Origin of the sequence: Weissella paramesenteroides (genome assembly GCF_036327715.1) — a bacterium.
Taxonomy (GTDB): Bacteria; Bacillota; Bacilli; order Lactobacillales; family Lactobacillaceae; genus Weissella; species Weissella paramesenteroides.
The window spans coordinates 1,837,662-1,850,825 of the sequence record NZ_CP130559.1 but is presented as its reverse complement, the minus strand read 5'-3'; the positions used below and the strand labels follow the sequence as shown (position 1 = coordinate 1,850,825).

9 protein-coding genes are annotated in these 13,164 nt (G+C 36.2%); 7 read left to right on the top strand and 2 right to left on the bottom strand.

What is annotated here, in order from left to right; translation table 11 throughout:
* Positions 1-12 precede the first annotated feature (12 nt).
* Positions 13-1,284 carry an oligosaccharide MFS transporter gene (locus QRX23_RS09280; protein ID WP_150177122.1) on the top strand — a complete coding sequence of 424 codons (1,272 nt, stop codon included), beginning with the start codon at positions 13-15 and terminating at the stop codon, positions 1,282-1,284.
* 56 nt (positions 1,285-1,340) lie between these two features.
* Positions 1,341-2,837 (top strand): arabinosylfuranosidase ArfA, encoded by a 1,497-nt coding sequence (gene arfA / locus QRX23_RS09275; RefSeq protein ID WP_330155391.1) that lies wholly within the window; start codon positions 1,341-1,343, stop codon positions 2,835-2,837.
* Positions 2,838-3,070: 233 nt separating this feature from the next.
* Here arfA and QRX23_RS09270 read toward each other — a convergent pair whose 3' ends face one another.
* Positions 3,071-4,030: an AraC family transcriptional regulator gene (locus QRX23_RS09270; RefSeq protein WP_150177118.1), complete on the bottom strand. Its 960-nt coding sequence runs from the start codon at positions 4,028-4,030 to the stop codon at positions 3,071-3,073.
* Between the two features lie 167 nt (positions 4,031-4,197).
* Between QRX23_RS09270 and QRX23_RS09265 the strand changes: the two genes are divergently transcribed.
* The 3 genes from QRX23_RS09265 (at position 4,198) to QRX23_RS09255 (ending at position 9,454) form a co-directional block, all read left to right on the top strand.
* On the top strand, positions 4,198-6,303 hold the full coding sequence (locus QRX23_RS09265) for an alpha-galactosidase (protein WP_330155390.1): 2,106 nt from the start codon (positions 4,198-4,200) through the stop codon (positions 6,301-6,303).
* Positions 6,304-6,546: 243 nt separating this feature from the next.
* Positions 6,547-7,935 carry an MFS transporter gene (locus QRX23_RS09260; protein ID WP_330155389.1) on the top strand — a complete coding sequence of 463 codons (1,389 nt, stop codon included), beginning with the start codon at positions 6,547-6,549 and terminating at the stop codon, positions 7,933-7,935.
* A 250-nt stretch (positions 7,936-8,185) separates the two neighbouring features.
* Entirely contained in the window at positions 8,186-9,454 is a 1,269-nt protein-coding gene (locus QRX23_RS09255; RefSeq protein ID WP_330156143.1) for a glycoside hydrolase family 27 protein, read from the top strand.
* Positions 9,455-9,598: 144 nt separating this feature from the next.
* Here QRX23_RS09255 and QRX23_RS09250 read toward each other — a convergent pair whose 3' ends face one another.
* On the bottom strand, positions 9,599-10,912 hold the full coding sequence (locus QRX23_RS09250) for a D-serine ammonia-lyase (RefSeq protein ID WP_330155388.1): 1,314 nt from the start codon (positions 10,910-10,912) through the stop codon (positions 9,599-9,601).
* Positions 10,913-11,086: 174 nt separating this feature from the next.
* On the opposite strand from QRX23_RS09250, the gene proB reads away from it, so the two are divergent.
* Both proB and QRX23_RS09240 read left to right on the top strand, forming a co-directional pair.
* Positions 11,087-11,932 carry a glutamate 5-kinase gene (proB, locus tag QRX23_RS09245; RefSeq protein WP_330155387.1) on the top strand — a complete coding sequence of 282 codons (846 nt, stop codon included), beginning with the start codon at positions 11,087-11,089 and terminating at the stop codon, positions 11,930-11,932.
* On the top strand, positions 11,913-13,160 hold the full coding sequence (locus QRX23_RS09240) for a glutamate-5-semialdehyde dehydrogenase (RefSeq protein ID WP_330156142.1): 1,248 nt from the start codon (positions 11,913-11,915) through the stop codon (positions 13,158-13,160). The genes proB and QRX23_RS09240 overlap by 20 nt, the downstream gene beginning before the upstream one ends.
* Positions 13,161-13,164 lie beyond the last annotated feature (4 nt).

Genomic DNA, 13,164 nt, shown 5'->3' with positions numbered 1-13,164 from the left:
GGGAGTAATAACATGAGCAATATGGTAAAAGAAAGTCGCCATTTTTGGGGATTTGCACTTTCAGAATTTAGTTATTTCTTTGTTTGGGCAATAACATATGGATTCTTAACATTGTGGTTAGAAAAAGTTGCCCACGTCACAGGTTCCCAAGCTGGAATTATTTTCTCATTAATGGCAGGTATGTCATTAATATTCCAACCCATATTTGGCGTGGTTTCGGACAAGTTGGTATTTAAGAAAAATCTATTAATAACAATTGCTGTTGCTGCCATACTAACTGGACCATACTTTCAATGGCTCTTCATGCCACTTTTTAATATTAGTCCAATACTAGTATCGGTTGTGACAGGTGTATTCTTGGCATTTATCCTAAATGGTGGTGTTTCAGTTATTGAGCAATATGTTGAACGAGCTTCATTAGCAAATAAATTTGAATATGGTCATGCCCGTATGGGAGGTTCTGTTGCTGGTGTTATTGCTGCGATTGTTGCTGGACGTCTATTTTTGTGGGAACCTAATGCAATTTGGTGGGCAACATCCGCATCAGCTGTGCTATTGACGTTATTATTGTTATTCTCGACTAAAATTAATTTTGATAATGCTGCAGCTGTTATGGGTGATAATAAAGATGAAAAGATGACCAAAAAAGATATCTTCTCAATCTTTAAGCTACGTAACTTTTGGATTTTAGCACTATTTTATATGGGAGCTTCAGCCCTGTTTGATGTGTTTGATCAACAGTTTATTGTATTTTTTAAAACTTTCTTTGAGACAGATGCACAAGGAACGTTAATATACTCATACATGAGCTCTGCACAAACTGCATTAGAATTAGTACTAATGATTCCAATGCCATACATTATTAATAAGATTGGTGCCCGTAACGGATTGATTATTTATGGATTCTTAACTTGCCTACGGATTGTTGGGTCAGCATTGTCACCTTCATGGATTTGGATTGTGTTCTTCCGTTTACTAGCCGGACTTGAGATGCCATTATTGCTTGTTTCAATTATGAAGTATATCTCAGAAGCTTTTGATATCCGTTTGTATGCAACGGTTTATGCTCTGGCATCAAATTTTGCAAAGCAAATTTCGGTCTTTATTTTTTCTTCAGCAGCTGGGTCAATGTATGATGCAATTGGATATCAACACACGTATCTTATTTTAGGGGGAATTGTATTTGCAATAACATTGATTGCAGCTATATTCCTTGAAAAAGGGCATAAATTAACAACAATTGAAACGTCTGATGATATCGATACTGTCATAGCAAAAGAATGATTTAAAAAATATCGTTGGGATGAGTAATTTTACTAGAAAATTATAGGGGGATAAGTATGAAAGCTACGTTATCAGTTGATTTAACAAATGAAATTTCTGAAATTGATCCCAGATTATGGGGTTCATTCACAGAGCATTTAGGTCGAAGTATCTATGAAGGAATTTATCAACCAAATCACGAAACTGCTGATGAAGATGGATTTCGAGAAGATGTTATTGAAGCAGTTAAAAAACTGAAGGTACCGCTTATTCGGTATCCAGGTGGTAATTTTGTTTCAGGCTATAATTGGCAAGATGGTATTGGCCCTAAAGATCAACGACCAGTACGTTTGGATTTAGCTTGGCGTAGTGTAGAAACTAATCAGTTTGGTCTTCACGAGTTTATCAAATGGTGTCAGAAAGTTGGTGCTACACCAGACATGGCTGTAAATCTTGGAACACGGGGTATTGATGAAGCCCGCAACTTGGTTGAGTATTGTAACTTTCCTAAAGGAACATACTGGAGTGATTTACGACGAAAAAATGGGGCAGAAGATCCTTTTAATATTAAAGTATGGTCAGTTGGAAATGAAATGGATGGTGATTGGCAAATTGGGCATCAAACTGCTCATGAGTACGGTCGTTTGGTTCATGAAACAGCAAAGGCAATGAAATTGGTTGATCCTACTGTTGAATTAGTCGCTTGTGGTAGTTCTAATCATCAAAATGAAACTTATGGTAGTTGGGAAGAAACAGTTCTAGAAAATGCCTATGATGATGTTGATTATTTATCTCTACACCAGTATTATGACAATTTTGATGACAACTTGGCAGAATTTTTAGGTAAATCAGTTGATTTTGATAACTTTATTTCCGAAGTTGTTGCAATTAGTGATGCTGTGAAAGCACGTAAGCATAGCAAAAAACAAATTAACTTAGCTTTTGATGAGTGGAACGTTTGGTACCATTCAATGGGAGCAGATGACGCACAAGAACCTTGGACTCAGGCGCCGCACTTGTTGGAAGATCATTATGATTTTGAGGATGCATTATTAGTTGGTAGCTTGGCTATTACTCTGTTAAAACATGCTGATCGTGTTAAAATTGGATGCCTAGCACAGCTTGTTAATGTGATTGCACCTATCATGACAAATACAGAAGGTACACCGTCTGTTTGGTATCAAACTATATTCTATCCATTTATGCAAGTATCAAATTATGGTCAAGGAGTTGCGCTAACACCAACTCAAACAGTTCCCACGTATCAAGCAAAAAACTATGAAGTGCCCTATATAGACTCAATTGCTGTTTATAATTCTGATATGGATGAAGTAGTAGTGTTTATTGTTAATAAGGCAAAAGAACAAACTGAGTTTAGCATGAGTATTGATAGTGCACAGTTGAATCAAATCGTGGAAGCAACACAATTTGCTGGCTATGGCATACACCAAACAAATGAAGATCAATCTATGACTTTAGAATCTCTAAAAACCGTGCATATTGATGGAAACCACATTGATGCACAACTAGAACCACTTTCTTGGAATATGATTCGAATTAATGTAAAAGCATAGAGTATATAAACATTATTGATATCCTTTTAAAACTTAAAAATAAAAAAATAAATTTCAACACATAAAAAAGAAGATAAATCTAAACGGCTCTTGTTTAAGCCAAAAAGATTTATCTTCTTTTTATTAATTTATTTTCAATTAATGTTTCATAAAAGAAGATATGGCAATGAAAATAATATCTATGATGATAATTAGAAGTATAAATGTAATAAGTCGTGCATGTTTTTTCATTGCTAGTCCCCTTGTTGTAAATCGTTAAATTTTTTTCTATATGAATCTATATTTCGCGTAATAGGTATTTCAGGATCAAAATTGCTACTATCTAAAAATTTTTTAGCATAAGCTTGTCGATACTCTGAAGGTGTTAATGAGGTGCTTTGTTTAAAACTTTTCATAAATCGCTTATCGTCAGAATAATAAGACAAATTAGCAATTTGTTTGATAGATAATTTTGTTCGTAATAGAAGTTCCTGAGCACGTTTTAGTTTTAGTTGGTTAATATATTGAATAACCGTTGAATCTGTTTCGTTTTTAAAAATACGAACAAGATAGTGTGTGTTTAGATTAAAAGCATTGGCAATGTCACTTACTCTAAGATTGCTAGTTAAATTGGCTTTAATCCAGTTTTTTATTTCTTCAACTCGTTCAGATTTAAATGAAGTAGATTTATCATGTATTTGTTGATAAAACTGTTCAGATAGCTCAATAAGTAGTGTTGTTAAGATATAATCTGTTGACATTGGAGTAAAATAATTACTCTGAGATACATCCAGTATTTCATTTGATAAAACAAATATCTGTGCCATGTCTTCAACCTTAAATTGAATTGGTAGGACAATTTGATCAGTTTTAAATACGTTTCTTGATAAACAATTTATATTGTCCTCTAGTTCGATTGTTTCGAATTGAGGTGCCTTGACGAAAAAATGGAACCAGAAATATTCAGTATCAGCTGGAGATTCTTTATATCCTTCCAAATGATGGTATGGAGGTAAAGTAAAAATTTCATTTTCATGAATATCATATAAATTATCATCAATTTTTAAATGGAGAGTACCTTTAATAATTATGATAACTTCAAAGTTTCCATCATGATACATATATTTATGTTTCCAATGAGCTTTTGTATGAAATTTACCAGATGATATATGTAAAACGGGTTCATTTACAGGCAGGCAAGATATTGTATACATAGCATTAACTCCATATGTTACGTTGTGTAAAGTATATTCCAAAAAAAGATGATAAAATGACACCTTTCGTATAGAATACACCATTTATCAAAATTGTGAAAGCGATTACAATAAATGGTGTAATTTACATATTGCAATGCTTTTAAAAAAAGAAGGGTGGAATTATTGTGAATACCTTTATCGTTGAAACTGAGACTGCTAAATTAGGTTTTGAAGTTTTAGAAAATAATAAAATTATTCTGACAACTGTTAATTCTAATGATTTGTCGCGATCAGATTTAGAATTAAAGAAAAATATGACATTAACTGAGATACAAATTACGGGGAAAAACTTCCATCATAAGGGACTTAGTTTTGTTGATACAAATCCAGGAAAAGATTTAAAATACATTAATCATGAAATTCATGCAAACACTGAGGGAAAGTTATTAGTTATTCAACAAATTGATACCGACAAGCAACTTGAAGTAACTAATTATTATCAGCTATATCAAAACACAGCCATTATTAAATCATGGGTTGACATTAAGAATGTTGGTAAGACGCCATTGGGCGTTGAATATGTTTCTTCTTTTGCATTAACAGGCATTAATCAGGCTGATGATTTAGATGGAAATTATTCAGAGGACAATGTATTCTATTTACCACATAATAATTGGACTGCTGAGGCCCAATGGAAGTCAGAGACATTAAAATCGGCAGGGCTGGACTATTGGGTAGATGGTGAAAAAAATCAGGCATCTACAAAGCGGATAAGCATTACGAATAATTCATCATGGTCGGCATCGGAATATTCTCCAAATGGCATATTAGTTAATACGAAAACGAAACAAAGTGCTATTTGGCAAATTGAAAATAATGGCGCTTGGCACTATGAACTAACTGATATTGGTAGGGGAAACTTATTAGCAATTCGTTTATCTGGTCCCGAAGAGTTAGATAATCATTGGTGGAGAAAACTTCAACCTGGTGATATTTTTACAACAGCAAAAGTTGCGTTTGGGCAAATTCAGGGAGACGCAGAAGATGCAATTGATGAGATGACAACTTATCGTCGAAATATTCGACGGGTTAATGATGATAATCAAGCACTACCAGTGATTTTTAATGATTATATGAACGGATTGTCAGGAGACCCAACTACTGATAAAGAGATACCTTTGATCAACGCGGCCAAGAAAGTAGGGTGTGAATATTTTGTTATTGACTGTGGTTGGTATGCGCCAGGATATTGGTGGGATAGTGTTGGTGAGTGGCAACCTTCTAAGGAGCGATTTCCAGATGGTATTGAAAAATTAATTCAGTACATCAAAGATCAAGGTATGACGCCAGGACTATGGTTAGAGATTGAAGTTGTTGGTATAAACTCACCATTAGCTGATAAATTACCAGACGATTGGTTCTTTACGCGCCATGGTGAAAGAGTAATTGATGCTGACCGCTATCATCTTGATTTTACAAATCAAGATGTTCAAAATTTTGCTAATGATGTAATCGATAGATTAGTAGAACAATATGGTGTTGGCTATATTAAAATGGACTATAATATTACAACCGGTATTGGGACAGAGCAAAATTCTGATAGTTATGGGGATGGTCTCTTAAAGCACAATAGGGCTTATTTGCAGTGGATTGATTCAGTTTTTGAACGTTATCCAGATTTGGTTATTGAGAACTGTGGTAGTGGTGGTATGCGTCACGATTATGCAATGTTACAACGACACAGTATCCAATCAATGACAGATCAAACGGATTATGTACGGAATGGTAATATTGCTGCTGTAGGGTCTTCAGTTGTTGCTCCTGAACAATGCGCAATCTGGTCATATCCTTTGAAATCTGGTGATGATGAGGAAGTTATTTTTAATATGGTTAATACGATGTTGTTACGTATTCATCAAAGCGGTTTGTTGAATGAAGTAAAAGGGCATCGTTTAGAACTAGTTAAAGAAGGAATTGAAACTTATAAAACGTATCGTGAGAAAATACCGGAAATGTTACCTATTTGGCCAGAAGGATTAGGCCAATTAGATGACGGTTGGTTTACTTATGGGTTAAAAGGTGATCATGAGTTGTACTTGGCAGTATGGCGAGGTAATTCTAACATGACAGATTATCAGGTAGGTTTGAAGAAGTATGGTGAAGTAGATAAAATTGAACAAATTTATCCAGTAAATGTACCTCATAGTACATTTAATTATGACAATGAATCATTAAAGTTGTCATTTAGTCAGTCGAAAATTGCTCGATTGTATCATGTAACACTAAAATAAATAGTTTTAAAAAATATTTAGTGATGAATTTTCTTAGGATAATTCATCACTATTTTTTTTAGAAAAGCGTAATTATAAGCAAAATAAGAATCAAAAATAAGTGTACTTTTTGACACCAAATCTATACTTTGCGACATTGTAACCGCTTTCTTTACGCCTTATTATAAGAATGTGCACAAATAGATTGAATCGATTCTATTTATTAATACTCTGGATGTTATAAGGAACAAGAGAGAAAATAAAATGGCAGATAAAAATATTATTAATCCCGATCTTGTTAAATATCCCAAGGGATCAACTAGGGAAAAAGTCGGGATTCTGGAACGCGGTAGTTATGCAAATCTTGATTTTGCAGGACAATTAGTTGCAACTATTGTAAATAGTTACCTAATGTATTTCTTCACCGATGTGGCAATGATTTCAGCCGCAGCAACAGGAACAATTTTGCTTGTTGCGCGTATCGTTGATGCAATTGGTGCCCCAGTTTGGGGAACGTTAATTGATATGACACATAGTAAGCATGGAAAAGCTCGACCTTATTTTCTTTGGTTATCTATTCCATATGCAGCGAGTGGAGTTCTACTATTTTGGGCTCCGAGCCTAAGTATGACCGGTAGGATTTGGTACTGTGCCATTATTTATATGATTTATGGAATTCTCTACTTAGGAATTAATGCTCCTGTTACGACAGTATTACCATTAATCTCATCTAAGCCACGTGAACGTGTCGTGTTGAATTCTTGGCGAATGGTCGGATCAAATCTTGGTGTCTTTGTTGTTAATTCACTAACTCTTCCTTTGGTGGCTTTCTTTGGTCGAGGAAATGATGTTTTAGGATTTAGAATTTTCGTTGTTATTTTTGCAATTTTGAATTTAATAGGTACTTTATATTCGTTCTATCATATTCGTGAACGTGTTGTCGTACCAAATAGTCACAAAGTTAACTTGGCCCAAAGTATTCATGCAATGAAGGGTAACTGGCCTTGGTTTATTATTGTTGTAGGTAACTTCTTGTTCTGGGTTGCGCAACAAGGAAGACAACAGTCTATGGTTTACTACTTCACGTATTACTTCCATAGTAAAGACATGGTGACGTTGTTTAATTCAATTGCTATTATTCAAGTATTAGGGGTTATTTCAATCCCATTCTTGAATAAAATTCTATCAAAGAGTACGATTTGGGCAATGGGGCTAGCGTTAGCTGTAGCTGGTCAAATTGTCATTACTATATCAGGCTTAAATGTTGCTGGTGTCATTATCGGATGGTTACTTGCAAACGTTGGATCAGGAATTGCTGTTTCAATGCCATTCGCTATGCTAGGATCATCGGTTGATTATGGTGAATGGAAGAATGGTGTTAATGCTGCGGGAATTCTAACCACGGTTGGTTCAGCATTCTGTATGTCAATGGGAATGGGACTTGCTGGTGCTTTGAATGGTAAAATCATGTCAGCTTTCGGTTATGTTGCTGGTCATGCACAGACATTGAATGCACTTACTGGAATTAAAATTTCATTTAATTGGGTTACGATTATTGTTTATGGCTTGGCCATTATTCCAGCTATCATGTACAAAAAATATGAAAAGATGGAGTCTACAATTATTGATGATTTAGCAAAGTCTCGTGAATAAAAGTAAAACTGATCTTCAAAACTAAACTTAAAAGAAAAAATAAACTTAAAAGCAAAAAATGATAGGTGATGTTAACCTATCATTTTTTGTATATATGTTATAAAAGCGCTCATAAAATAGTATAAATAAGGGTACATTTTGCCACTAAATCTATTATTTTCGACGTTGTAACCGCTTTCTTTATAAATTACTATAAAGTTGTGCACAATTGAACTTGGAAACTAAGAACGTTAGAGGGGGAATTTTGATGATGGACTTTAGGAAATTTGCAACTGTACCGCCAAAGGGATGGAATAGTTGGGATAGTTATGGTGCTTCAGTTCGTGAAGAAGAAATAAAACAGAATGCAGAGTACATGAGTGAGCATTTAAAAGAATTTGGTTGGGAGTATTTAACAGTTGATATTCAATGGTATGAGCCAACTGCTAATTCATCTAAATATCATGATTTTGCGCATTTAGTCATGGATAAGTACGCAAGGCTAATGCCGGATGAAAAAAGATTTCCTTCAGCGAAAAATGGTATGGGTTTTAAGCCATTAGCTGATTATATACACGGTTTGGGATTAAAATTTGGAATTCATATTATGCGTGGAATACCAAGACAAGCAGTGTATGAGGGGTTGCCGGTTAAAGGAACAGACAAGACGGCTAAAGAGATTGCATTAAATAATATTTGCCCATGGAATTCAGATATGTATGGTGTTGATGTTGATTTACCCGAAGGACAGGCCTATTATGATTCACTAATTGAACTTTATGCTAGTTGGGGTGTTGATTTCATAAAATGCGATGATATTGCTAATTCTGTTATATATAACGGTACTCACAGAAAAGAGGTTGAGGCATTACGAAAAGCAATTGATAAAAGTGAGCGTGATATGGTCTTATCACTATCACCAGGTCCAGCACCACTAGATAATGGATCATTTTTGCAACAGAATGCTAACATGTGGCGTATAACAGATGATTTTTGGGATGACTGGTCATTACTACTAAATATGTTTGATCGTGCAGAACGATGGTCTGGATTGTCAAGATTAGGTAATTGGCCAGATTGCGATATGTTGCCATTAGGACATATTGGTATTCGGTCCGTTGACGGTCCTGGTGGTGATCGACAAACGCGATTTACAAAGGCTGAACAAAAAACAATGATGTCGCTTTGGTCGATGATGCAATCGCCATTAATTATGGGTGGTGAATTGATCGACTTAGATGAGTGGACAAAATCATTACTAACTAATATTGAGTTATTAAATATGGACAACAATATACTTGAAAAATACCAGACTTATAGGGATAGTGAAAAAATTATTTGGTATGGTAGAAGTGATAAACATGAGTATTATGCTATTTTCAATATTTCTGATGTATCAATTGAATTGAGTAATGAAGAAATTGATAAGTTAAATGTGCCTAACTCAGGATATGATATTTGGCAAGAAAAGCAAATTAATTTGTTGGATGCGAAGTCAGTAGAAATAGACACACATGATGTTTTCTTATTTAAAGTCTGATTTATCAATATTAAAGATAGCAAATTTAATAGTACAATAATAAAAACAACAGATAGTTCTAGTCTTATTATTATGGCTAGTAATTATCTGTTGTTTTTTAATGGATTTAAGCATGCTAATAACACACTTGAGCATTATGAATGTTTATACATGGGCTAAAATAGGGTTAATTAGCTGCTTTCCCTTTGCATAGTTTGCCTCACGTTCACTCTGAGGCATCATGCTACCACCAGTTGCCCAAACAATATGGGTCGCATTCTGAGTGTTAAATGTTGGCATATTTTTAATGGTTGGTGCAATACCGGTAAATCCGGCAGCAGCTGAAGGTTCAACGATGATATCCTGGGTATCTTGTAACTGAGTGACGTATCGATAAATATCATTGTCTGGGAAAGTGACACTGCCAAATAGCAACGTACGCATGACTTTACCAGCTAAACGTGATGGACGACCAACTGCCAAACCATCAGCAGCAGTTAAACCATCTAAGCCAATATCATAAACAGAAATCTGGTCGTTTAATTTTGTCATCATCCCAAGTGTGACAGAAGGGACATGGGTTGGTTCACAGAAAATGGCATGAACATGTGGACCTAAGATTGTTTTTAAGCCAAAAGTAACGCCACTTGGACTGCCACCAACGCCAGCTGGCAAGTAAACAATGACGGGATGCTCCTGATCAACTTTAATCTGCTGCTCCTTTAATTGTTTCTGTAGGCGAACAGCGGCAACCGCATAACCTAAGAATAAATCATTCGATCCTTCATCATCTACGAAATGGATGTTAGGATCTAACGCAGCATCAGCACGTGCTTTTGGAATAACAGCCGAAAAATTGGTGTTAAATTCTTTAACTGTGACACCATTTTCGCGTAACTTATCTTTTTTCCATTGACGAGCATCGTGTGACATGTAGACGGTTGTTTTAAATCCAAATGTGGCAGCGACAATACCGACACTGAGGGCAAGATTACCGGTTGAAGCGACGATGACGCCGTAATCAGCGAATAACTGACGGAATTCATCGGTGGCTAAAACACTATAATCATCCATGTAAGCTAAGCTGCCATGAGTTATTGCGATTTTCTCAGCAAATTTTAGCACCTCGTAGATACCACCACGAGATTTGATTGATCCTGAGATGGGTAATTCACTGTCAGCTTTTAAATATAAATGACCAGCAAGCTCATGGTGATTCTGCTGTTCCCAAGCTGTCTGCATATTATCCAATGAAATCAATGGCGATTCAATCATGCCATTTGTCACCATTGTTTCTGGGAAAACCTTGGCTAAGTAGGGTGCAAAGCGGTCTAAACGGGCGACGGCATCAAAAATATCAGCTTTTGAAAAGGGAAGATCAGCTTTTAAAGCGTAGTCTGGATTGCGCCAAAAAGTTGGTTGTTCAGTGATTAAATCTTTGATTTGGGGATACTCTGTGACCAACGTTTCTAAGTTCATGTGCTATCAATCCTTTCACCTTTAAATTTAAAATTATTATAACGCGGCGAAATGATAATACACGTAATTGTGTTAGGGAACATAACATACATAATATTTATTTATATCTAGGTTATTCTTACCGACTATTGTAAAATTATGATAAAACTTATTGGGAAATGGAGGGCAATTGCCATGAAGTCAAATCGCCACATGGAAAACGTTTCGCGGATTGTTGTGAAAATTGGGACAAGCTCCTTAATGCATGGTAATGGTAAATTAAATTTGCGGGCAATTGATCAGCTGAGTTACACATTAACAGGTTTGGTTAACGAAGGGAAACAAGTTATTTTAGTTAGTTCGGGTGCAATTGGTGCTGGAATGGGTCAATTGGGTTTGACAGAACGACCGGAACAAATTCAAAAACAACAAGCCCTAGCTTCAATTGGTCAGAGCGAGTTGATGACGGTCTATCAACAACGTTTTGCAGCTTATGGGCAACGAATTAGCCAGGTGCTATTAACGCATGATGTCTTGGACTATCCGCAGAGCCGAGAGTATGTTCATAATACGATGGAACAGTTACTGGATTGGGGCGTTATTCCAGTTGTTAATGAAAATGATACCGTGGCGGTTGATGAGCTGGATCATCGGACAACTTTTGGTGATAATGATAAACTATCAGCAATTGTCGCGGTACGGTCACATGCAGACTTGCTGATTATGTTGTCAGATATTGACGGATTTTATACTGGCAATCCCCATAAGGATCCGCAGGCTAAATTAATTAAAGAGTTGCATCAAGTAACAGCTGATTCACTTAAAAGAGCTGGTGGTGCTGGCACCGTATTTGGTACGGGGGGCATGGCAACAAAATTAACAGCAGCTGCCGATATTTTGAAGCACAAGCAGATGATGGTTTTGGCAAATGGGGCTAACCCATCAATTATTTTTAATATCATGAATGGTGAAGAAGTTGGTACGCTCTTTATTTCAGAAGAAAATAGTGAGGAATCAAATGATGACAGAGTTGTTAAATAGCATTGGACAACGAGCAACAGCTGCTGCCCAAGCATTGGCGCAATTGTCGACAACAACTAAAAATCAAGTGTTGCGAGCAATGGCTGACGCTTTGGAAGAAAAAACACCCGACATTTTAGTAGCAAATCAAGAAGATTTAGCAGATACGACAGGTTTAGAAGATAAGTTCATTGACCGATTAACGTTGTCTGCAGATCGACTTGCTGGTATTGCTGATGGTGTTAGACAGGTGGCTAACTTGCCTGATCCACTAGGTAATATTGATCGCGGCTGGACAACAGAATCAGGATTAGAAATAAGTCAGAAGCGGGTGCCACTGGGTGTCGTTGGGATTATTTATGAAGCACGGCCAAATGTGACAGTTGATTCTGCAGCGCTCTGTTTTAAATCTGGTAATGCGGTTATTTTGCGTGGTGGTAAGGAAGCACTACAAACAAATATCAAGATTGCTGCGGTCGTGCGCGATGTTTTAGCAGCATTTAATTTGCCACAAGATGCAGTCCAGGTGATTACAGAGACGTCACATGAATTAGCACAACAATTTATGCAGTTGAATCAGTATGTTGATGTATTGATTCCACGTGGTTCAGCACGATTGATCCAGACGGTTGTGCAAAATGCGACTGTGCCGGTTATTGAAACTGGTGCGGGAAATTGTCATATTTATGTTGATGAAACAGCCGATTTGCAAATGGCTGAAAATATTATAATTAATGCGAAAACACAGCGACCATCTGTCTGCAATGCAACTGAAAAACTGCTAGTTAATGCAGAAATTGCTGCTGATTTCTTGCCACAAATTGCGACAGCGCTGGCTAACAGCCATGTAGAAATTCGCGGTGATGAACAAACTTGTCAGATCTTGGGTGATCAGGCACGTCCAGCTCAGTCAGAGGATTGGGACACTGAATATAATGACTATATTATTGCTATTAAAGTGGTGCATACACTGGATGAAGCTATCAGCCATATTAATCAACATAATACGAAACATTCCGAAGCCATCATCACGACTAACTATGAACATAGTCAACGATTTACGCAACAAATTGATGCAGCTTGCGTTTATGTGAATGCATCAACGCGTTTCACAGATGGTTTTGAATTTGGTTTTGGTGCGGAAATTGGTATTTCAACGCAAAAGTTACATGCACGTGGTCCAATGGGATTGAAAGAGTTAACAACAACAAAATATGTCATCTTAGGTCAAGGACAAATTAGGAAATGAAAAA

Bases quoted from the DNA above. Each gene is read 5' to 3' on its own strand.
- QRX23_RS09270 (WP_150177118.1), bottom strand. From the start codon at position 4,030: ATGTATACAATATCTTGCCTGCCTGTAAATGAACCCGTTTTACATATA.
- QRX23_RS09240 (WP_330156142.1), top strand. From the start codon at position 11,913: ATGACAGAGTTGTTAAATAGCATTGGACAACGAGCAACAGCTGCTGCC.
- arfA (WP_330155391.1), top strand. From the start codon at position 1,341: ATGAAAGCTACGTTATCAGTTGATTTAACAAATGAAATTTCTGAAATT.
- QRX23_RS09255 (WP_330156143.1), top strand. From the start codon at position 8,186: ATGGACTTTAGGAAATTTGCAACTGTACCGCCAAAGGGATGGAATAGT.
- QRX23_RS09250 (WP_330155388.1), bottom strand. From the start codon at position 10,912: ATGAACTTAGAAACGTTGGTCACAGAGTATCCCCAAATCAAAGATTTA.
- proB (WP_330155387.1), top strand. From the start codon at position 11,087: ATGAAGTCAAATCGCCACATGGAAAACGTTTCGCGGATTGTTGTGAAA.
- QRX23_RS09260 (WP_330155389.1), top strand. From the start codon at position 6,547: ATGGCAGATAAAAATATTATTAATCCCGATCTTGTTAAATATCCCAAG.
- QRX23_RS09280 (WP_150177122.1), top strand. From the start codon at position 13: ATGAGCAATATGGTAAAAGAAAGTCGCCATTTTTGGGGATTTGCACTT.